22 protein-coding genes are annotated in these 22,088 nt (G+C 38.5%); 8 read left to right on the plus strand and 14 right to left on the minus strand.

Annotated features, from left to right (window positions below):
• Nucleotide 1 precedes the first annotated feature (1 nt).
• The 4 genes from metF (at nt 2) to HMJ38_RS10745 (ending at nt 4,750) form a co-directional block, all read left to right on the plus strand.
• Nucleotides 2-955: a methylenetetrahydrofolate reductase [NAD(P)H] gene (gene metF, locus HMJ38_RS10730; protein WP_194974400.1), complete on the plus strand. Its 954-nt coding sequence runs from the start codon at nt 2-4 to the stop codon at nt 953-955.
• Nucleotides 956-1,399: 444 nt separating this feature from the next.
• Nucleotides 1,400-2,248 carry a hydroxymethylglutaryl-CoA lyase gene (locus HMJ38_RS10735; protein WP_194974401.1) on the plus strand — a complete coding sequence of 283 codons (849 nt, stop codon included), beginning with the start codon at nt 1,400-1,402 and terminating at the stop codon, nt 2,246-2,248.
• An 83-nt stretch (nt 2,249-2,331) separates the two neighbouring features.
• Nucleotides 2,332-2,895, plus strand: a complete 564-nt coding sequence (locus HMJ38_RS10740; RefSeq protein ID WP_194974402.1) for a PepSY-associated TM helix domain-containing protein — start codon at nt 2,332-2,334, stop codon at nt 2,893-2,895.
• A gap of 202 nt (nt 2,896-3,097) precedes the next feature.
• Nucleotides 3,098-4,750, plus strand: a complete 1,653-nt coding sequence (locus tag HMJ38_RS10745) for a Na/Pi cotransporter family protein (protein WP_228780004.1) — start codon at nt 3,098-3,100, stop codon at nt 4,748-4,750.
• A 174-nt stretch (nt 4,751-4,924) separates the two neighbouring features.
• Here HMJ38_RS10745 and HMJ38_RS10750 read toward each other — a convergent pair whose 3' ends face one another.
• Nucleotides 4,925-5,752: a universal stress protein gene (locus HMJ38_RS10750; RefSeq protein ID WP_194974403.1), complete on the minus strand. Its 828-nt coding sequence runs from the start codon at nt 5,750-5,752 to the stop codon at nt 4,925-4,927.
• Between the two features lie 150 nt (nt 5,753-5,902).
• On the opposite strand from HMJ38_RS10750, the gene HMJ38_RS10755 reads away from it, so the two are divergent.
• Both HMJ38_RS10755 and HMJ38_RS10760 read left to right on the plus strand, forming a co-directional pair.
• Nucleotides 5,903-6,667, plus strand: a complete 765-nt coding sequence (locus HMJ38_RS10755) for an SDR family NAD(P)-dependent oxidoreductase (RefSeq protein ID WP_194974404.1) — start codon at nt 5,903-5,905, stop codon at nt 6,665-6,667.
• A 118-nt stretch (nt 6,668-6,785) separates the two neighbouring features.
• Complete coding sequence (locus HMJ38_RS10760) at nt 6,786-7,442, plus strand: Crp/Fnr family transcriptional regulator (protein ID WP_194974405.1); 657 nt, start codon at nt 6,786-6,788, stop codon at nt 7,440-7,442.
• Here the strand turns inward: HMJ38_RS10760 and HMJ38_RS10765 are convergent.
• The 12 genes from HMJ38_RS10765 to pdeM all read right to left on the minus strand — a co-directional run bounded on the left by HMJ38_RS10765 (nt 7,439) and on the right by pdeM (nt 19,567).
• The gene (locus HMJ38_RS10765) at nt 7,439-8,056 is read right to left on the minus strand and encodes a carbonic anhydrase (protein WP_194974406.1); all 618 of its coding nucleotides are present in this window, start codon (nt 8,054-8,056) and stop codon (nt 7,439-7,441) included. The two genes, HMJ38_RS10760 and HMJ38_RS10765, sit on opposite strands and share 4 nt — an antisense overlap.
• Complete coding sequence (locus HMJ38_RS10770; protein ID WP_194974407.1) at nt 8,056-9,807, minus strand: SulP family inorganic anion transporter; 1,752 nt, start codon at nt 9,805-9,807, stop codon at nt 8,056-8,058. The genes HMJ38_RS10765 and HMJ38_RS10770 overlap by 1 nt, the downstream gene beginning before the upstream one ends.
• 207 nt (nt 9,808-10,014) lie before the next feature.
• A complete protein-coding gene (locus tag HMJ38_RS10775) occupies nt 10,015-12,999 on the minus strand; it encodes a TonB-dependent receptor (protein WP_194974408.1) in 2,985 nt (994 codons plus the stop codon).
• Between the two features lie 342 nt (nt 13,000-13,341).
• Nucleotides 13,342-13,686, minus strand: a complete 345-nt coding sequence (gene gldC, locus HMJ38_RS10780) for a gliding motility protein GldC (RefSeq protein WP_194974409.1) — start codon at nt 13,684-13,686, stop codon at nt 13,342-13,344.
• Between the two features lie 93 nt (nt 13,687-13,779).
• On the minus strand, nt 13,780-14,439 hold the full coding sequence (locus HMJ38_RS10785) for a 3-oxoacid CoA-transferase subunit B (protein WP_194974410.1): 660 nt from the start codon (nt 14,437-14,439) through the stop codon (nt 13,780-13,782).
• Nucleotides 14,440-14,611: 172 nt separating this feature from the next.
• Entirely contained in the window at nt 14,612-15,310 is a 699-nt protein-coding gene (locus tag HMJ38_RS10790) for a CoA transferase subunit A (RefSeq protein ID WP_194974411.1), read from the minus strand.
• A gap of 19 nt (nt 15,311-15,329) precedes the next feature.
• Nucleotides 15,330-16,262: a bifunctional riboflavin kinase/FAD synthetase gene (locus tag HMJ38_RS10795; protein ID WP_194974412.1), complete on the minus strand. Its 933-nt coding sequence runs from the start codon at nt 16,260-16,262 to the stop codon at nt 15,330-15,332.
• Nucleotides 16,249-16,932 carry a tRNA pseudouridine(55) synthase TruB gene (gene truB, locus HMJ38_RS10800; RefSeq protein WP_194974413.1) on the minus strand — a complete coding sequence of 228 codons (684 nt, stop codon included), beginning with the start codon at nt 16,930-16,932 and terminating at the stop codon, nt 16,249-16,251. The genes HMJ38_RS10795 and truB overlap by 14 nt, the downstream gene beginning before the upstream one ends.
• A 1-nt stretch (nt 16,933) precedes the next feature.
• Nucleotides 16,934-17,728, minus strand: coding sequence for an undecaprenyl-diphosphate phosphatase (locus HMJ38_RS10805; RefSeq protein ID WP_194974414.1), 795 nt, complete (start codon nt 17,726-17,728; stop codon nt 16,934-16,936).
• Between the two features lie 6 nt (nt 17,729-17,734).
• Nucleotides 17,735-17,944, minus strand: coding sequence for a DUF3098 domain-containing protein (locus HMJ38_RS10810; RefSeq protein WP_194974415.1), 210 nt, complete (start codon nt 17,942-17,944; stop codon nt 17,735-17,737).
• 1 nt (nt 17,945) lies between these two features.
• Complete coding sequence (locus HMJ38_RS10815; RefSeq protein WP_194974416.1) at nt 17,946-18,836, minus strand: cell division protein FtsX; 891 nt, start codon at nt 18,834-18,836, stop codon at nt 17,946-17,948.
• Between the two features lie 53 nt (nt 18,837-18,889).
• Nucleotides 18,890-19,567, minus strand: a complete 678-nt coding sequence (pdeM, locus tag HMJ38_RS10820) for a ligase-associated DNA damage response endonuclease PdeM (RefSeq protein ID WP_194974417.1) — start codon at nt 19,565-19,567, stop codon at nt 18,890-18,892.
• Between the two features lie 126 nt (nt 19,568-19,693).
• On the opposite strand from pdeM, the gene HMJ38_RS10825 reads away from it, so the two are divergent.
• Entirely contained in the window at nt 19,694-20,134 is a 441-nt protein-coding gene (locus tag HMJ38_RS10825) for a DUF2147 domain-containing protein (protein WP_194974418.1), read from the plus strand.
• Nucleotides 20,135-20,180: 46 nt separating this feature from the next.
• Here the strand turns inward: HMJ38_RS10825 and HMJ38_RS10830 are convergent, their stop codons facing one another.
• Nucleotides 20,181-20,570, minus strand: coding sequence for a VOC family protein (locus HMJ38_RS10830; protein WP_194974419.1), 390 nt, complete (start codon nt 20,568-20,570; stop codon nt 20,181-20,183).
• Nucleotides 20,571-20,928: 358 nt separating this feature from the next.
• Here HMJ38_RS10830 and HMJ38_RS10835 point away from each other — a divergent pair, with 358 nt between their 5' ends.
• Entirely contained in the window at nt 20,929-22,074 is a 1,146-nt protein-coding gene (locus tag HMJ38_RS10835; RefSeq protein ID WP_194974420.1) for a DUF4221 family protein, read from the plus strand.
• Nucleotides 22,075-22,088: the final 14 nt, after the last annotated feature.

The raw sequence follows: 22,088 nt of genomic DNA on the forward strand, positions 1-22,088 counted from the left end.
GATGAAAATAACAGAATATATCGATCAAGCTGAAAAAACACTTTTTTCGTTTGAAATCTTGCCACCGTTAAAGGGACAAAGCCTCAAAGAGTTGTTGGTTGGGATTGAACCCTTAATGGAGTTTAAGCCCCCTTTTGTGGATGTGACCTATCATCGGGAAGAATTCATTTATAAAAAGCACCCAAATGGATTACTTGAAAAGGTAAGTACAAAAAAGAGACCCGGAACCGTCGGCATCTGCGCGGCGATCATGAACAGGTTCCATGTGGAAGCAGTTCCCCACTTACTTTGTGGTGGGTTTACCAAAGAAGAAACTGAAAATGCCCTTATTGATCTCAATTTTATTGGTGTGCAGAATGTACTTGCGCTCAGAGGTGATGCACCAAAAAATGAAGGAAAGTTTGTAGCTGAACCCCAAGGACATGAGTTTACAAAAGATCTCGTGGCCCAAATTTACGGTATGAATCATGGGAAATATCTCCATGAAGAAACTGAAACAGGATTTCATACTGACTTTTGCGTTGGAGTAGGAGGCTATCCCGAGAAGCATTTCGAGGCTCCGAGTTTGAAGTTTGACTTGAAACACCTGAAAGAAAAAATTGATGCCGGTGCAGAGTACATCGTGACCCAGATGTTTTTTGACAACCAAAAATTCTTTGAGTTTGAGAGAAAGGTTAGAGAATTGGGGATAACTGTTCCGATTATTCCAGGACTTAAACCTATCACTACTTTGGGTCAAATTTCCATGCTGCCAAGGACATTCTTTCTAGATCTTCCTGACCCATTAATGGACGAACTTGAAAAATGTAAGACCAATGCAGATGTCAAACAAGTTGGTATAGAATGGGCGATTCAACAAAGTAAGGAGCTTGTTGCCAATGGAACCAAGGTTTTACATTATTATACCATGAGCAAGGCGGATGCGACTTATAGGATTGCGAAGGAGGTGTTTTGATTTAAAATTGGAAAATTGGAAAATTTTAAAATTAATCCGGATCCGAAAACTGGATTCTTGAAATAAATGGGGATTACCCCTGACAAAATATCTATGTTGGTTTAAATCAACAAATGCCCATTTGAATTCACATGTCATTTTTAGGACAATTAATCTTTCGTTCCTACGGAACTTCTGTTCGCTCTTTACCTTCAAATCCCAGGGTTGAAACCCTGGACTTTTGTATCGGACGCTCCCATAGAGCTAGTTTTGACCCCAATCTATAAGCGATAACTTGATGTCATTTCTTTTCTGAAATTTTTCCTAAAAAAAATGGGAAATCAGAATGACCAGGTTGACATTACCTTCGGACTTCATCTTCCGACTTCGGACTTCCAACTTCCCAAGGACACCCATTTTCGCCTTCAATTTGCTCCTTCAAAACCATATTCCTAATTTCAGGCCATGATTAAATTGATAGAATGTCCACGGGACGCTATGCAGGGGCGGAGTGAATTTATAGATACAGCCATTAAAGCTGCTTATATCAATCAACTTTTGCAGGTTGGGTTTGATACCATTGATTTTGGGTCCTTCGTAAGCCCAAAAGCAGTACCACAGATGCGCGATACGGAAGAGGTGTTGTCCCTGCTTGATTTGTTTGAGGCTAAATCCAAGCTTTTGGCTATCGTTGCCAATAGGAGAGGTGCTGAGGATGCACTACATTTTCAAGAGATAGATTATTTGGGTTTTCCGCTTTCGGTATCTGAGACTTTTCAGCAGAGAAATACCAATAAATCCATTAATGAAGCCTTGGATACTGTGGAGGAAATACAGAATCTGTGCGAAGTAAAGGGGAAAACGTTGGTAACCTATTTGAGTATGGGTTTTGGAAATCCATATGGAGATCCATTTTCATCGGATTTGGTTGCCCAATTTGTCCATCACTTGGATGAATTGGGGATTAAAATCATATCATTTGCCGATACCATTGGTTCTGCTACACCTGAGTTAATCTCAGAATTGTATAGTGTCAATGCGAAGGCTTTTCCGAAAGTTGAATTTGGCTTACACTTACATACCAACCCACAATTACTGGAACCAAAAATTGCAGCCGCAGTTAAAGTAGGCTGTAAGAGGTTTGATGGTGCTATAAAAGGATACGGAGGATGTCCTTTTGCTGAGGATGAATTGGTCGGGAATGTTGCTACTGAATCTTTGATCAAGATCTTGGAAAAACATGGTTTCGACCTCAATTTAAATCATATTGAATTTGCAGAGAGTATGAAACTTGCCAATGTGGTTTTTCACTGATCAACCTATGAATACCACCGCTAATAGGATTGTTTTTTTTTACCCTTCGAAATAGAAATATATTGCTCCTTAATAGCGAGTACATGATCAACATTTCCAAAACAGCCAGAAATACAAGGATTCACAGAAGGATACATAAAGTGGTTAGCATCACTTTTGTGTTTTTTTTATTGATCATAGGTATTACAGCAATTCTCCTGGCTTGGAAAAAGGAAATTAGACTAATCCCCAAAACACAAACCACAAAAGTAGAGAACCCGGGAAATTGGATCAGTTTGGAGGAGATGATCATTATAGGTCAAAATTTCATGAGGGACAGTATTGGCAAAAGTGAATTGATTGATAGGGTGGATGTACGTCCTGATAAAGGGATTGCGAAAATTGTTTTTAAAAAGCATTTTACAGAAATCCAGATAGATGGCTTCTCTGGAGACATACTGTCCATCAATCAGCGGAATTCTGATTTGGTAGAAAAAATTCATGATGGTAGTATATTGGATTTTTTAATGGATTCGGATTCAGAAAATTCGAAAATCATTTACAGTACATTGACTTCCATGGGATTGATTTTTCTGTGTATTACAGGGTTTTACCTTTGGTACAATCCTCGAAAAATGAAAAGATTTAAAAAGAAGCCTGAAATGTAATTCATTGTTTTCACCGAAAATTGTCTCAACTTTTTATATTTGTCTTGAAGGTATTGCTGTACTTCAATTCAGGATTAATTTTCAAGTATTCCATCCAACTCCATGGGGTAAATATTTATACATGCATAGATGGATTTGAAACATCAATCTTTTTGTCGGGTGCAAATACAGCGTCGTACAAATTGTGATTAACCCAACACCAATGATTCAAAATGAAATTTTTGATTTCTGGAAATTTTTGGCAGGGATTGGTTTATTCCTTTGGGGAATGCACCAATTGGAAACAGCTATCAAGGAACTTGGAGGCAAATCTTTCAGACATTTACTTCAAAGATTCACAGATACTGCCTGGAAAGGGATACTTGTTGGGACCCTCATCACAGCAATTTTACAGAGTAGTTCCTTAGTTACCTTGATGGTACTGGCATTTTTGGGTGCAGGGGTGATTAATTTGAAAAATGCCATTGGGGTTATTCTGGGAGCCAATTTAGGGACAACCGTTACTGCTTGGATTGTAGCGACCTTAGGTTTTAAGATGAGCGTGGCTGCTTTTTCTATGCCGTTTTTAGGCCTTGGCAGTCTTTTGTTCTTGTTTGCTTCAAGTAGGCCTTTGCTCAGGAATATTGGAGCTTTTTCAGTAGGATTCGGATTGTTGTTTTTGGGGTTGGATTTTATGAAAACCGCCATAGAAGCAGTAGCGGATCAAATTGATCTGAGTGAATTTCATGCCTATGGTCTTTGGATTTATCTTGTCATCGGACTTGTTATCACCGCTTTGATTCAATCAAGTTCGGCCATGGTAGTAATCATTTTGAGTGCCATGAGTGCGGGTGTTATCGAACTGACGGAAGGAGCAGTTTTGATTATTGGAGCGAATATTGGAACTACTGTCACTGTGGGAATTGGATCCCTGAACGGACCTGCCGATAAAAAAAGATTGGCATTGGCCCATTTTCTATTTAATGTGATTACAGGGTTACTGGTTTTTTCCGTTATCACACCATTGATTGATTTAACGATGTCTATTTTTTTTATTTCTGATCCGCTAATGGAGTTGGTTTTACTCAATACCATTATTAATCTTATTGGAATTATCTTGTTTTTCCCATTCATTCCAAGACTCGAAATATGGCTCAAAAAGAGGTTTGCTAAATTTGAGCCTAAAGGAATTTCTGTTTATACCAAAAACGTAAGTCCTCAGGTTCCCGAAGCTGCTATTGCTGCTTTGGAAAAAGACATCCACCTTGCATTTGAAAAGACTATTGAATTCATGATCAATGTTTGGAATGTGGGGGAGAGTGATAAAGAAAATATATCTATTTGGAGAAAAATACTGCAACAGCCCTATGACCTTGGAGGGCAATACAAAGAAATCAAATTACTGGAAGATGAACTGACCAAATACCATATTCTGGTTCAAGAAGAAAATCTAAGTATAGTAGAGGCACAAAAGCTAACTTCGCTGATGTTAGCTTTGAGAACAATGGTTTATGGAGCCAAAGATCTTAAAGATGTCATGCACAATATCAATGATATGGAGGATGAGGAAGACAAGCTTGTGAGGGAATTCTACAATGAACTGAAGGGCTTTACTTTTGATTTTTTGAAGAAAATCAGGGAATATATCCTTCAGGAAAAATTTCCTCAAGAGATTCCGGACTGGATCGGTGAAAATGGAAAACATTATAAGAAATTCATTTCAGAATTGTACCAAAAAATCAAAGTTAAACCCATGGAATTTCCGGTATCTACTCTTACCAATGTGATCAAACAAGTAGTTTCCGGTATGGATAATTTGGGAAGTGCAGTGATTCATTGGAAGCACCAGAAAAAGGATGTGATTGATATTGGTTAGTAATTAATCTCTCTCTGGACCATAGATTTTTTTGTAAATGTTGGGTAGTCCAAAGTATTTTAACAAAGCTTTTTGGGTGAGTATCCCTTCAAAAATCCGAAACAATAAGAGCGGAGTGAATCACTCCGCCCATTTAATGAATTTCACTGGCAAAGAAGTGAATAACCATATTATTTAATCCATTTTGACACTTAATACAGGTATATCTGATTTAAATAAAACTGTATCTGTTGTACCGATCTGATAGGTGGATTTGGCTTTTCTGTTATTGGATGCGATACCAATAAATCCAATTTTGTTTTTCTTGGCAAATTCTACTATGCCATTTTCCGGTTCATTGTGGCTGTAAACGTGTTTGTGGATAATTAAGTCTTCCAATCCCTTGGCATAGACATTCATTTTCATTTCAGCTTCTCCGGAATTGATAAAATCGGACGGTGTGCTGACATAGAGAAAATGAACAGAAGTCTGAAAATCCTTCAAGATTGGCTTCATTTTCATAAAGGCGGGTCTTGAATCTTCATTGAATTTGGAAGCAAAAACCATTTTTCGGAGATCATTTCCATTCATAGCCTTTTTTACTGCCAAAACAGGGCAATCTGCATTCCTCAGTACTTTTTGTAGATTGGAGCCCACAAATTTCTCTTGGGTATAACCCATTCCATATGCTCCAATCACAATTAAATTGGCAGCATGCTCATTTGCGACATTTACTATTTCCTGATGGGGAACCCCCACCTCAACAACAGCTTCAACAGGTACGGTATTCAGCTTATGGTCCATGATAAATGCCCTCAGTTTATCCTTAGCCTCAGCCTCCATATCCAGTATAGTTTGGTTTTGATTTTTTTTCTCTCTGGAAAGGTTTTTCCAGTCCAATTCAGTACTCACTACATTAATCAATGTGATACTGCTGTTTGATTTCTGAGCAATTTTCAGCGCACTCAAAAATGCATTATTGGAATAAGAGGAAAAATCAATAGGGACGATTATTCTTTTCATAGCTTAATTGATTTTGTTTACTGATGTTTAAAATTATATAAATATTTCTTTAAAAATCATGATGAAAGTCATTTAATATCCTGATTGTTTTTGGGTAAAATGTTTAGTCGTGTGGGTAACTTTGGTAAACTTAAAAAAACATAATACATCATGACTCTCAAAGGAAAATCGGCAATAATTACAGGCGGAGCAGGTGGGATTGGGATGGCTACTGCCAAAATGTATTTGGACGAAGGCGTCACTGGGGTGCTCCTTATTGATCTGAATGAAGAAGCCCTATTGGAGGCGAAAAAGACATTGAACAACGATAAAGTTCATGTGTTTACCGCAGATGTCAGCAAAGCTGACCAGGTAAAAGCTTATACGGATAAAGCAGCCGAACTCTTCGGTCAGCTTGATATTGTATTTTTGAATGCGGGGTTTGAAGGCGAGGTTAAACCACTCACTGAATACCCTGAAACTATATTTGATAAGGTACTTTCTGTCAATGTCAAGGGAGTTTGGCTTGGAATGAAATATGCATTCCCTTATTTGCAGAAATCGGGAGGAGGATCAATCATCATTACATCCTCTGTAGCAGGGATGAAGGGTACAGCACAGATGGTAGCATATACAGCCAGTAAACACGCTGTAAATGGTGTGATGAGGGTAGCTGCCTTAGAAGGTGCGCCACACCAAATCAGAGTCAATACCATTCATCCTGGGCCAGTCGATAACAGAATGATGCGCTCTTTGGAAGATGGATTTGCCCCAGGTGGTGGCGAGCAGGTTAAAAAAGGATTTGAAGGGATGATTCCATTGGGAAGGTATGCTTCCAACGAAGATATAGCAAATCTCGCTACTTTTTTGGCAGACGAAAAAAGTAAATATATCACCGGAGCCACATATTTAATTGATGGTGGTTTTACAATATAATAGTTGATAGGTTTTGAGTGTTCCAAAAGAGCTGGTTGTTTCTTCCAGCTCTTTTTTTATGTGACTAATATCACTAAATTGACTTTTATAAACCTGCTATTTTTAAAAAATTTAGAAAATGGAATTAGAAGAGCTTAAGGAAAAATTACCGAATCTAACCGATCCCAATCTTTTGGAGGCGATGTTGAAATATGGGACGGTACATGTCTTTCAAGATGGAAAGACTATAACAGAACCAGGACAATTTATCAAAATGGTTCCGGTTATTCTGGAAGGTGCCATCAAAATAATGCGTATGGATGAGGATGGGAAAGAACTTTTTCTTTATTATTTGGAGCCAGGCGAGACTTGTGCCTTGTCTTTGACTTGTTGTTCGGCTTCCAAGCCCAGTGAAATCAAAGCTGTGGCTGAAGAAAAGACGACATTGATAGGTATTCCTATCCAAAAGCATGAAGAATGGACTGATAAATTCAAACAATGGAAGGAGTTTGTCGCCATGACTTATCAGACCAGATTTATGGAGATGCTAGTGGCATTGGATGCAGTAGCATTCAAAAGAATGGATGAAAGACTGATGCGCTACATTGTTACCAAAATGAAGCAGCAAAAAACCAATGAACTTCATACCACCCACCAAGAGATAGCCAATGAATTGGGGACTTCAAGGGAGGTGATATCAAGACTTCTCAAACAGTTAGAAAAGAAAAAATGGATAGAGTTGGGAAGAAATATCATCTATATCAGAGATGACTTTGAGGAATTGATCAGTATTTAGGTCATTACTGGTTGAATATTGTATTTCTTCCTGAGATCATGAACTAATCCTGTCGAAAAATCAAAAACCCAGGCATGTAATTTGATTTTTAGACCATTGTCAACCGCATCTTTATAGATTGAGGTCTGTTTGATATTTTCGATTTGTTCAAGAACATTCAGTTCAACCAGTTTGTCCAACCTCTCATTTTCATTAGCTATTTCCAAAAGCTCCGATTTATGGTGACGGACGACATCTTTGATATTGGCAAGCCAATTGTCAATCAATCCATTGCTTTTATTTTCATAAGCAGCTCTGACTCCCCCACAACCATAATGGCCATATACAATGATATCCCGCACTTTCAAACTTTCGACGGCATATTGCATGACCGAAAGAAAATTGAGGTCAGAGTGAGAAACAACATTGGCAATATTCCTATGAATAAAGAGTTCTCCCAGCCCCGTTCCGAGTACTGTGGCAGGAGAGACTCTACTATCAGAACATCCCAATAGCAATGCTTTTGGCTGTTGTCCTTCTTTGATATCTTGGAAATAGTCCTTATTTCCAGCCAATACTGTCTTTGCCCAATCACGATTATTGGCAAAATACTGTTCAAAATCAAGATTACACATTATTTGAAATTGGTTTGGGTGGCATAGGGAGAATATTTTTCTAGTAGTTCTTCATCAATAGCTTGGTCAAATGAAGATACTGCGGTACTGTCATCGAGGAATATGTGGTCAGCACCTACACACTCTAAAATGGCCCATCGATTCAGCACATCTCTGACAGGGCCTTTGATGCTTGTCATGCAGACATCTATTCCTGATTTTCTCCATGAAAGAATCCATTCATTCAATTCATGTGCTCCAGTACTGTCAATATTTGTAACACTTTCCATGTTGAATACAATCATATTTACTTTTTCATTCTTGTCAATGATCCATTTTTCCAATTTTTCTTTTATAAACTCCACATTCGCAAAATAAATAGGTCCATCGATCCTAACCATTAGGAGGTGATCTTTGATTTCGAGATTTTGAAACCGATTGATGTTCCTGAAAATATTAGTGCCAGGAACCCTGCCCAGTTGAGCCATGTGCGGTCTGGAAGCCCTATAGATTACAACTAACAAGGAAAGAACCATGCCTGATATGATTCCTGTTTCAATCCCTAAGGTCAGCGTTATTATGAATGTTGCTATTAGCATAGAAAAATCAGCCTTGTCTTTGTGCCATAGATGTACGGGCTCCTTGAAATCAATCAAACCTGAAACAGCAACCAAAACTACAGCAGCTAAGATGGCGCTTGGAAGATTATAAAACAATCCAGTGAAAAACAACAAGGTGAGTACGATTAGGATTGCACTGATGATTGAAGCCATAGTAGTTTTTGCACCTGCATCGTTGTTGACAGCAGTTCGTGAAAACCCACCCGTCACTGGATATCCTTTGAAGAAGGCTGCTCCAAAATTGGCCATTCCAAGACCAATCAATTCTTGATTCGAATCCAGTTTGTAGTTTTTATGCTTTGCATGAATGGTCTTAGCCACCGCAAAACTCTCAGCAAATCCAACCAAAGATATCGTCAGCGCTATTGGAAAAAGTGTCTTCCATGTAGCCAGGTCAAAAGAAGGACTTGAAAAAGAAGGTAGCCCACTAGGAACGTCTCCAACGATTTTAACTCCTTGGCCAGTTAAATCAAAACCTGATACCAATGCAATACCCACAATAACTGCAACCAATGGAGCTGGGAAACTTTTATGGATTTTTTTACCGTATTTGATAATTATAATTCCGATCACACCTATCCCGAACGTAATCCAGTGAATATCTCCTATATTCTGGAAAATGGCTACTGCCATTTCCTGGATATGTTCTGAATTGGGAAGGTTAATCCGGAACAGGTGTTTGATCTGACTGAGGCCAATGATAATAGCAGCAGCAGAGGTAAAACCATTGATAACGGGATGAGAAAGAAAATTAACCACAAATCCCAATTTTAAAACCCCCATTCCAAATTGGATCAAACCTACTAAAAAAGCCAAGGTTAAAGCATAAATCAAATATTGTTCTGGAGAACTGGCATTCAGCGTAGCAATTCCGGCTGCAGTCAAGAGAGAAACCATTGCTACCGGCCCCACTGCCAATTGACGTGAAGTCCCAAAAATAGCGTATAGCAATAACGGTACTGTAACTGCGTACAGCCCGTGAATGGGTTCCAATCCAGCAAGCATGGCGTAGGCCATTCCTTGAGGGATCAACATAATACCCACAGTCAACCCAGCAGTTAGGTCACCCTGTAGATCAGTTTTTTGATATTTTGGTAGCCAATCTAAAATGGGAAGGTATCTTTTGGCTATTTCAGGAAATGTATTTTTCATTGAAGGTTTGATATCATAATGTTTATAAATTTCGGATCATGCTAATCTATGATCTGAATCATTCCACAAAATTCATTAATTCTGTTTTTTTTGACAGTGATGTTTGTTACATGATGTTGGTGTTTTTGAAAGAGATTTTTTTTGATTTTGAGAAAAATAAAAAAACCACCCTTTTGAGGTGGTTTTTTATCGGTAATCAGTGGTCAATTAATTTAAGAACTCGTCAAATGTGAGCGATACAAAGTACATTGTTCCTACAGTTGGGTTACCCCAAGCCTGACGATATCCGCTGCTGTTGAAAAGGTTGGATCCACCAATTTTGATGATGGATTTAAGACTTTTCAGTTTATAACTTACCTGTGCATCAAATGTGCTGAATGCCGGCATGACGGAAAGTCCCTGTGTAGAAACCAATGGACCAACAAAAGAAGACTGCCATACAAACTCATCCTGCCATCTCCAAGCCATAGCAAAACCGATGTTTTTGTAACCGATATTTCTGTTAGCAAAAGTGAAGTTGGTCCTGTACTCAGGGGTGTTGAACGACGGCTGGAAACCTCCTAAATCTTCAATATTGGCTAGTTTGTTGAAGGAAACGTTACCGCCGATGGTGTAATTCTTAGGTAACTGATAATCCATGCCTAGAGCCCAACCATACGATTTGATGATTTCCTGACGGTTTACAGGCATGGAGAATACATTTCTTGTATTGGCACTCAAAAGGTTTAAACCAAGAGCAGAAGCAGGCCCGGGTCCTGGATTACGATCCTGAACAAGTACTTGTCCACCGATAAAGTTCTCGAACCTGTTATAGTAATAGTAACCATCAATCATCAACTTATCCCCTGCAATTAAACTTTTGTATCCAATTTCAAAAGATCTAACCACTTCTGGTTTAAATTCCGTCAATTGGTAAGGTTGTTTCAAGTCTTGGTTATTTGCTGCAGCATTTACAGGAACTAGTTGTGGTACTAATGCTGCAATGACAGCAGGCACTTGTTCAGGGGTAATTAAACCTGACTCTACCTGTCCTAGAGCTATTTGTGTTGCCTGATCAATGGATTGGTTAATAATGACCGGGTTTTGTGTATCGGCCAATACAGCACCACCAAACTGGGTTACTGTGGCCAAAGAATAGACAGGGTTGGTATTGAAATTATATCTATCCCTGAATAATGGCAGACCACCGATCAATCTGGCCTGTGGAGTCATCAGATCAATAAACTGATCCTGAGTCGTGGGTATTCTGAAACCTGTCTGGTAAGAAGCTCTGAAATTGTGCTGACCTGCTGTATATACGGCTGATACCCTTGGGGACCATTGCCCTGCAAAATTCTCGTTTTTATCATAACGCACCGAAGCAGTAAGCTTCAGGTTATCGTTGATTAATTTTTTGGAACCTTGAAAGTAACCACCATATTCGTTGATCGTAAATTCATCTCCATTTTCTTGAGTGGCAAACAACGTACCCTCTGAATTTAATGAATAAAGTCTGTAATTGGCACCCATCACAAAATCTGCCCAAGTTACATCCTTAAATGTGTAGGAACCTTCTAAATGATAAAGGTTGGTTTTATCGACAAATCTAGCACCGACTCCTTGTTCATTTCCAGGAATTGGTCTGGACCTCACATCTGCTAAAGCCTGATTGAATTGTGGGGAACCTGGTGCAAATCTCCCCTGATCTGCAAATGCCCTTGCCGCTGAATGGGCAGTATTGGCATCAGCACCTTGACCGGCAGCTTGTGCATAAGCACCTACATATTCACCAAACCATTGCTGACTTGTTTTCCATGCTTCGTTGATGCCTTGTGCTGCAATACCTACCGCATAAGAATCCCCGGATCTTTCCTGCGTGGTATAGGCTCGTACAAACCAATTAGCACCTTTCAATTCCGCTTTATATTGTCCAATATTGAATCCTGTGATGGAATATCTGTCCGCGCCAGTATACACTGTAGTACCTGCGCCATAATTTCCCTGAAAAATGGCTTCCACCCTATCATTTAATCTCCAATGAAGGGCAGCGTTTAATTTTAAGGATTTGGTACCATAGTCAGCCAAATCTCTTTCCAAATAACCGGTTCTTGAAACTGAAGTTTGTGGAATAATCCCTAAAGCGGCCTCAGGTAACAAACCTGCTCCGACTAAGGACTGTGCAACGCTAAACATATTTACACTAGTTTCATCACCGTAAATGTTCACCCCATTGTATCCTGGATTATTTTCTCTTGTTCCTCCGGCAATGGTGGAACCGTTTAACAAAGATTGATCTCTAAAATCATTGGCCTGCCAATCATCAGCTCTCAGGTAATTCACATTGACTTTTAAAGCAAGTTTATCATTGAAGGCGGTTGCATATCTTGCTGCAAAATCATAGAATCCGGTTGTAGGATTGCTTCTTTGACCTTCGTCCATAACTCCGGTTTTAATCTGGGCAGAAAATCCCTGATATTGGAATGGATTTTTACTGTTCATCAAAAGTATTCCATTGATGGCATTTGGGCCGTATAGGGCGGAGGACGCGCCTGGCAGTAATTCCAAGCTTTCAAGATCCAATTCCGATATACCTGCAATATTACCTACTGAAAAGTTAAGACCAGGAGCCTGATTGTCCATTCCATCTATAAGTTGGACTGTCCTAACATTACCATTGGCATTGAACCCTCTTGTATTGAAAGACTTGAAAGTCAGTGATTGGGTACTCATTTCTACCCCTTTCATATTGTTCAATGCATCATAAAAATTCGCCTGAGGAGCTTCTCTAATAGATATAATATCCATCCTTTCTACGGTCACAGCGGATTGAAGGACATTTTCTTCGATTCTCGAGGCCGAAACAATTACTTCTTGTCCAAGGATGGAAGCTTCAGCCAAGCTTACCTGAAGGTTGGTAACATTGGAATCGGTTATTTCAACTTCCTGACTTGAAAACCCTACCATTGAAAAGATCAATGTCAATGGGGGCGCCTCGTTGACACGTAAAGTGAAATTACCATTCAGATCAGAAATGGTACCTACAACTCTACCTTTTACGACAATGTTGACACCGACTAGTGTCTCTTTCGTTCCCACTTCTGTTACTTGCCCGGAAATTGTAGTAGTCTGGGCAAAAACCTCAGTGATGTTGAGGGAAACTGTTACAAGAAGTAGGAATACTCCCTGATAGAAACTTTTTGTAAAATTTTGCATAAGGTATATTGGGTTAATTGTTAATTTGGTAATTGCCAAATATTAAGCTGTTAATTTTGGGGAAATTTAAATTAAAATACCAATTATCAATATCATTACCCAAAAAAATTTTAACAATTATTAAGAGAAAAATGATTTTTGTGGAAACTCACTCATTTTCAAAGGGAAAAATGCAAACTCAGAATTAGGTTTTGGCAAAAATTAATAGGGTTGACCTCTTTTTAAAAATTAAATATTCTACTTCTGGAGGAGGTAGGAAGTTAACAGGAACAGAATTATACTAAATAAAACAGTCAAAAAAACTAAAAAAAAAGACCCTGAGTGGGGTTCAGGGTCGATTTGTTATTTTGAAGTCTTTTTATTTTCCTCATTGACATGCTTGACTAGTTTGTCACAGAGTGATTTTATTTCTTCGGAGATAAATTCATCTCCTGTGCTGTTCAGGATCGTCTGTGCCATTCCACCCAATACATCAATGTAAAATCTTTTCATTTCAACCACAGACATATCTTCTGTCCATAGGTCAATTCTTAGTGTACTTTGATTAAGGTTATCCCAAACATTGAGGCTGATACTTTTAGTGGATTCTGCACCTTCCTCTTCTTTGTCTGAAGCATCCCATTGAATTTTTTTTGGAAGGTTTTTTTCATCGAGCTCAATCGAAAATTTTATTTCTGAGTTTTTCATTTTTGGATTGGTGATTTCTTTATAAAATTAAATTAGACAAACAAGTCAACAAAGATAAAGTTCCGTCATTCGACAAAAGGTATAAAACTGCCCTCAATTCAGATTCATTTCAGGAATGTCCCCTTCAATTACCAATCTCCCTTCTGTTTTTTCTATGATTTCATCCACACTTACCCCTGGTGCCCTTTCCAATAATTTAAACCCCCCTTCGGGAAGGATATCGAGAACAGCAAGGTCAGTTATTATTTTTTTGACACAGCGAATACCTGTTATTGGAAGCGTACATTCCTTCAAGAGTTTGGATTGTCCGTCTTTGCTGCAATGCTGCATGGCTACGATTATATTTTCTGCAGAAGCTACCAAGTCCATTGCACCACCCATTCCTTTTACCATTTTACCTGGAATTTTCCAGTTGGCAATGTCCCCGTTTTCTGAAACTTCCATAGCTCCCAAAATGGTCAACTGCACATGTCCACCCCGGATCATGGCAAAAGATTCGGCAGAATTGAACAACGCAGAACCTTTTGCCATAGTGATAGTCTGTTTGCCGGCATTGATCAAATCCGGATCTATATTTTCTTCAGTAGGGAAGGGGCCTATTCCCAAAAGCCCATTTTCAGATTGGAGTACCACTTCAAGGTGGTCAGGGATATAATTGGCCACCAAAGTCGGAATACCAATTCCCAAGTTGATATACTGTCCGTTTTTGACTTCTTTGGCTATTCTTTGGGCTATTTGGGTTTTGTTGAGCATGGCTTTTGGTATTTAATTTCTTTTAACGGATTGGGGATTTATGGAAATAGGATTGAAATAAGATTTACATTTTTTATTTTTTAGTTTCAATTTTCAGTTACCAGTTACAGTTTACAGTCTCAGTTACCGGTTTCAGTCCACTGCCCACTGCCCACTGTTCACTGAACACTGCCTACTTCCCCGAAACCGTCCTCTGCTCAATTCTCTTTTCATACCCTTCTCCCTGAAAAATTCTTTGAACATAAATTCCGGGGGTATGGATTTGGTTGGGATCAAGTTCACCTGCGGGAACTAGTTCTTCGACTTCTGCGATGGTGATTTTTCCGGCTGCAGCCATCATCGGATTGAAATTTCTTGCAGTACCTTTAAATATTAGGTTTCCAGCAGTATCTCCTTTCCATGCTTTGACAAAGGCAAAGTCAGCTTTGATCCATCTTTCCAATAAATAGAGTTTGCCGTCAAATTCCCTGAGTTCTTTCCCATGCGCTACTTCAGTACCGACACCTGCGGGGGTGAAGAATGCAGGTATTCCAGCACCACCTGCCCTGATTCTTTCTGCCAATGTGCCTTGGGGAAGGAGCTCTACTTCCAATTCTCCGCTGAGCAATTGTCTCTCAAATTCTGCATTTTCGCCAACGTAACTGGATATCATTTTTTTGACCATGTGCTTTTTCAGCATCAGCCCTATCCCAAAATCGTCCACTCCGGCATTGTTAGAAATACAGGTCAGGCCATTCAGGTCTTTTTCCAAAAGTGCCCGGATGGAATTTTCAGGAATGCCAGAGAGGCCAAAACCTCCAAACATCAATACTGAATCAGAAAAGACATCCTTCACAGCTTCTCTTGCATTGGCTATGGTTTTATTGATCATTGAAAAGATTATTTAGGGGTTATACTTGGTTCAATATTCGTTTTGCATCTTCTTTGTCCTTAGCCAACTGATTTTGAAGGGATTCAAGCCCGGAAAACTTAATTTCGGGTCTCAAATAGGATCTGAGGTAAACACTTATTCTTTTATCATACAAGTCTCCATTGAAATCAAACAAATGGACCTCGATAGTCTGACTACTTCCATTTACGGTTGGTCGGTTGCCTATGTTGAGCATTCCATTATAAGTTTCACCTTCGATTTCCACTTTTACCGCATAGGCACCATCACAAGGTATGAGTTTGTAATCATGTGTGATGTGAACATTAGCTGTGGGAAATCCAATCGATCTGCCTAATTGTTGGCCTTTAATGATGATACCATTGAGTTCATAATCCCTGCCAAGGTATTCGTTGGCAATATTCACTTTTCCTTCCTCCAAGGCCTTTCGGATTTTGGTACTTGAAACCCCCACATTGTCCACATCTTCCCTTGAGATTTCCTCCAAGTCAAAATTGTATTGTTCGATATTGGATTTGAGGTATTCAAAACTTCCTTCCCTGTTTTTCCCGAACCTATGGTCATACCCTATGACTAATTTACGGGTTTGAATGCTATCTATCAGGATATTTCTGATAAATTGTTCCGAACTCAGTTCTGAAAATTCTTTTGTAAATGGGATTGTTAATAAATGGTCAATTCCCAGATTTCTGAGAAGCTTGGTTTTTTCTTCAAAAGTAGTCAACAAACGGAGCTTGTGTTCATTGGGATATAGGACCAATCGGGGATGTGGCCAAAATGAAATCAATACAGTCTCACCGTTGATACTATCAGCCAATTGCCTGATTCTGCTCAATATCTTTTGATGCCCGAGATGGACTCCGTCAAAAGTACCACTTGTGACAACAGGGTTTTTTACCTGATCAAAATGTTCTATGCCTTCATAGATTTTCATTCTGTCTATTTTTGATTTTTTCTACCAGATTCATCAATTCAAAAGCATCTTCCAACTTAAATTCTCCTATCCTTGTCCTTGTCAAAGATGACATATATGCTCCGGTTTTCAATATTCCACCCAAATCCCTCGCAAGACTTCTAATATAGGTACCTTTGGAACAAACGATCCTAAAATGAACTTCCGGATTTTCAAATTTGACCACCTCAAATTCTGAGACAGTGACAGGCCTTGGATCCATTTTCACTTCCTCTCCTCTACGAGCCGATTCATATACACGTTTGCCGTCCACTTTTATCGCCGAATGCATAGGCGGAATTTGAAGAATATTACCTGTTAGTTGCTTTATGGCTGATTCCACATCTTCTAAATTTAGATGAGAGGGATCAGCTACTTCGATGATTTCTTTTTCAAGGTCAAAACTTTCCGTGGTTTTTCCCAAAATAAAAACTCCTGTGTATTCTTTTTCTTGAGCCATGTAAGACTCTATAGATTTTGTTTTTTTACCTGCACAGACTATCAAAAGGCCGGTTGCCAAAGGATCTAAAGTACCAGCATGACCGACTTTTTTGATCTTGAGTGCGTTCCTGACTTTTTTGACCACGTCAAAAGAGGTCCATTGATAAGGCTTGTTGATGAGAAAAACTTCTCCGTAAGGTTCTTCCTGCATGTTAAATGTATAATCCAGCAAAGATGGCTATCAGACCAACAATGGTGCAATAGATTGCAAAATAGGTCAATTTACTTTTTCTTACCAGTTGGATCATCCAGGTACATGCAAAAATACCGGCTATAAAAGCAGCTATAAAACCTGCAGAGAGGTACCCGAAACTTGCTTCATTATAAGTCAGTGCACCGTCAAGTATATCTTTTGCAATTTTTCCAATGATCAAAGGGACAACCATCAAAAATGAAAACCTGGCTGCTTTGTTTTTATCTATTCCCAAGAGTACCGAAGTGGAAATTGTAGCTCCTGATCTTGAAATTCCTGGCAACATAGCGACAGCTTGAGCAAGTCCTACCAATAAAGAGTGACCGAAACCTACTGGTTTTCCTGTGTGCTTTGCACGGTCTGCCAAGAATAATAATAAGGCTGTAACCAACAACATGAAGCCAACAAATACAATTTTTCCACCAAAAAACTGCTCCAACTCTTCTTCTAAGAACAATCCGATGAATACGGCAGGAATCATAGATAAAACAATTTTGACCGTAAATTGGCTTTCTTCATTCCATTGAAATTTGAGCAGACCTGTAATCAGTTCAACAACATCTTTCCTAAAGACCACCAATGTGGCCAAGGCAGTTGCAAAATGCAGTACTACTGTGAACATGAGACTTTCTTCGGGGATTTTGTCGTCACCCAAAATAGCAGAACCCAATTCCAAGTGCCCACTGGAGGAAACGGGCAAAAACTCTGTCAATCCCTGAATAATTCCAAGGATGATGGCATCAATGATTTCCATGGAAAATTATTTCTTTTCTGAACGGTAAAAAATTGCATAGAATTCGAAAATGAATCCTGCCAAAGTAATGATAGGGCCTAAGGTAAGTCCCAAAAAGCCAAATCCATGCGGTGCACTGTCCATCCCAATGATGATAAATCCCAAAGTAATGATTCCGATGCCTATCAGCATGAGGATATAGTTTTTTTTGGTAAATGCGAATTGTGGGTTGTTCATATTAGTAAAGTTCGTCCAAAGACATATTTAAATATTTGTTTACTGCCTGTAAAGTGCTGAATACTGAAAGTAGGATACCGATCAAAATCAAAGCTCCAAAAAGGCCATACAATAAGTTATAATTTTGAAGCAATGCAAATCCATCTATGTTGGCCTTGGTGTATTCAATAATGCCAAACAAAAGTATAGAAGCAATCAGGCCTGCAAGTAAGCCAAAAACAAATGCTCTTCCCAAAAATGGTCTTCTGATAAATCCTCTTGTGGCACCTACCAGTTGCATACTTCGGATCAGGAAGCGCTGTGAGAACAATGCCAATCTGATGGTATTGTTGATCAACATGACTACGGTGAAAACCAAAATAAGTATAAACCCTCCCATGACCAACGCTACTTTGAACAGGTTTTGGTTGATGGATTCTACCAAATCAGACATGTAGGTCACCTCAAAAACGCCATCCATTGATTCTATTTCATTGACAATTTCTTCAATCATTTCTGCTGTCTGAAATTCCTCTGCGATGGAGATTGTATAACTATCCCTTAGTGGGTTATCGTCCAGAAATTTGGTAAAATCTTCTCCGGTGCTTTCCAAAAATGATTGGGCTGCTTCTTCTTGGGAGATAAAGGAAATACCTGATTTACCCTCTTTTTGAAGAATGTATGGCTTAGACTCCAATGAAACCCCAATGTTGGTTTTGTCTGTATCTGCAATGTTTTTATTGAGAAAAACCTGTATTTCGATATTTTCCCGAATAATACTTGTCAGGGTTTTTGCCTGAATAACGATCACTCCAAAAAGACCTAAGATAAATAGGGAAAGGGTAGTGCTGAAAAGTACTGAAATAAACTTAAATCTTCCCAGCTTGGTTTTTTTTCTTGGATTTACCCTCATGTTGTGAATTAGAATTGTGTCAAAATTAAACAGCTTGGGTTATTAAACCAATCTTAATCAATGAAATTGACAGGAATGACTTTTTTTTCTGCAATTACAAAGGCATTGTCATTTTTGCCGCATTTCATGGTGTATAATCCGGTAAATCTTCCAAATGCAGGTAAAATGATCTGATTTGGAGTGACAAAGAAGCATGGAAGGGTAAGTTTTTGCCTTCCTGTTCCATAAAGAGATATTCCAGGGTGGATATGTCCACACAAATTGATCCCTTCCAAAGGGATATTTGTCATCGGTTCATGAGATAAAATCAAATTTCCAATAATCAATGGTTCTAGATGGACCTTCCATATATCCGAACGGTAAACTGCCTCAGGAAGTATATCATGGTTTCCTTTGATAAGGTGAAAGTTTGTACCGGGATGATATTCTGCAAAGGTTTCAAGATCATTCCATGCGATATTCAAATCACTGTGGAATAGATCTCCTAAAAAATATAGATGTTCCGGGTTATAGGTTTGTATCAATTTTTGAATGACCATCAAATCCCCAATATGTAATTTTTCAGAAACTGGGATTCCGGCTTTTCTGAAATGTGCTGCCTTTCCAAAATGTGGGTCAGCAATCAAAAGTGAGCGGAGCTTTTCGATATAAACCGCCTTTTCAGGAAGTAGTTGTAATTTAAGTTCCTCCCATTGCAATATATACCCTGCCGCTTTTTTCAAATCATTCATTTGCTTTCAATGTAAATGGCCTCATATCCATTGCTTTAAAATTTTCACCAAACATTTGAGCCAAATTTCGTGTATAATATCTATAATTTCTGTTTAATTAATAGACAAATTAAAACCAAAATGGATATGAAAAGATATATTTTGATTTTCATTTTTATGTTTTTTTCAGGACTAACCATGACGGTATTTTCACAAACTGCTGATGCCATTGTAGGAAAGTGGTACAATACTGAAAAGGACGCGCAAATTGAAATATTTAAAGTAGAGAATAAGTTTTTCGGAAAAATCATTTGGCTCCAAGATCCAAAAGATGATACCGGTAAGCCTAAGGTAGATTTGAACAACTCAGATGTTTCAAAACAGCAAAGACCTATCATAGGATTGAAAATCCTTGATAATTTCAAATTTAATGGAGGTACTTGGGAAGACGGGACTATTTACGACCCGAAAAACGGAAAAACCTATTCCTGCATTATCAAGGAAAAAGACAATAACACCCTGGAAGTTCGGGGATACATAGGTATATCCCTAATCGGAAGAACGGTTGAGTGGACTAAAGCGGAGTAAATAGATTTTAGTTTTAAGATTTATCATAAATCAGGCAAGAAAATAATCAACTCCGAATCCCAACGGGCACAATTTCAAGCACATTCCCAAAAGGATCTTCGAAATAAAAGCTTGTCTGATTGTTACGCCACTCTTGTTCATGGGTAATTGTGATGCCTTTTTCCAATAAAAGGGATTTGGTTTTCAGATAATCTTTTTTGCCTACTTCGAAAGCAACATGCTGCTTGCCAACCGCATAATGGGGGGGGAGGTTTTCTTCTTCTTTGGTGACCTCAGGGATAAAGCATAACAAAACTGATGTGCCACACCTGAAAAAAATATGACGATGCTCCACTTTAGAAATAATAGGCATTTCTAAAATCTCACCATAAAAATTTTCTGCCAAATCAAGGTCAGAAATATATAGACAGGTTTCTTTGATTTGGGTATATTTCATAATAAGATTAGTGGTTATCTGCTTCTTTGCGAGTAACGTAATATTCAATTACAAACAGGTCGCCTGAATGTCTGTTAGGTAGGGAAGACCGAAGTCGGATATCCCCTGTCTGCCGACAGACAGGGATGGGGCGGGCATTTTAGTTTCCCACCGAGAATTATATTGAATTATCATCTTAAGGGCATCAATACATACATTCAATTAAAAATTACTAAATATTATTTCCTTGTCCAATGTGTATGTGGGGTACAGCAATATGTTGTTTTAATGTTATGATTTGTTAGCTTGAACGGCAAACACTTTTAAAACGAGATTATTAATTTCATTTATTTCACTTATATTGTAGTTTGTAAAAAACATGAGATACAAACTTTACCTTTCAGCACTTTCTTTTTTGTCCTTATTGGCTTTATCCTTCTGTAAAGACAAACCACAAGAATCAGGTAATTCTAATAAAAAATTTGTTGTGAGCGACAAAATTAAATCATTTGAGTTGCCTTCCGAAATAGGCCATTTCAATATGCAGTCTTTTCAGGATGAGAGTTCCTTCATTTATTTTTTTGATTATAAGACCAACGGGCTATTGATTTACTCTTTGGAAAATGATCAACTGGAAAAGCACTTGGTTTTTGAAATGGAGGGCCCCAATGGACTTGGTGGAAACGTTCTTGCTTTTTATGCAGAAAGTCCAGAAGAACTATATTTCTCTACGGGTGCCAACACTATTTTAAGGTATGATGGAAAGGGAAACTTTAAGGAAAAACTTTCTTTGGATACCAAATCACTTGAAGAGGATGGTGTTAGTCTGTTTTCGAATATTTTTATCAAAAATGGAAATGATTTTTACTTCGCTGCACTCCCGATGGTTTTTGAATGGACTACAATTAGTCCTGAGGAATTGACCAAAATGCCCAATCTTGTGAAATACAATTTGGATGAGAAACAATTTCTTCCATTGAGCTATTTTCCTGGGGAGTTTGTAGGTACTAATCTCAACAAATCTATTTTTCCGCTTTTGAGTAAAGGTCCCGATGGTTCTCCAGTTATCAATATGAATTTCAGAAATATTTACCATTTTAAGGATGGGGAGATCATTTCAACCATAGCTGCACATTCCAAGTTTCCTCATGAACCACCATTGTCTTCCAGTCCAAATATGTTTGATGATATGTCTGAAATCATGAGAATGATAAGTTATACAGACATTTATACAGAATTGATTTATCTGAAAGAATTAGGTCTAATTGTAAGAGTGGCAAAATATGAAGATATACCTGAAGATGAGTTTGGACCAGAAACCCATATAGCTTCCAAGTGGGGCTTGGTTTTTTTGGATTCGGATTTTAATAAAATAGGGGAATTGGACCTAGAGGAAAACCAATTCAATGGCACCTATATTTTCGGTAATCAGGAAGGGATTTGGATTTCCACAGATCACCCTGATAATCCTGAGCTCTCAGAGGATTTTTTAAAGTTTAGGTTGATTGAGGTAGGGGAGTTATGAATTTTTGACTCAAT

The organism is Aquiflexum lacus, from assembly GCF_015476655.1.
Classification (GTDB): domain Bacteria; phylum Bacteroidota; class Bacteroidia; order Cytophagales; family Cyclobacteriaceae; genus Aquiflexum; species Aquiflexum lacus.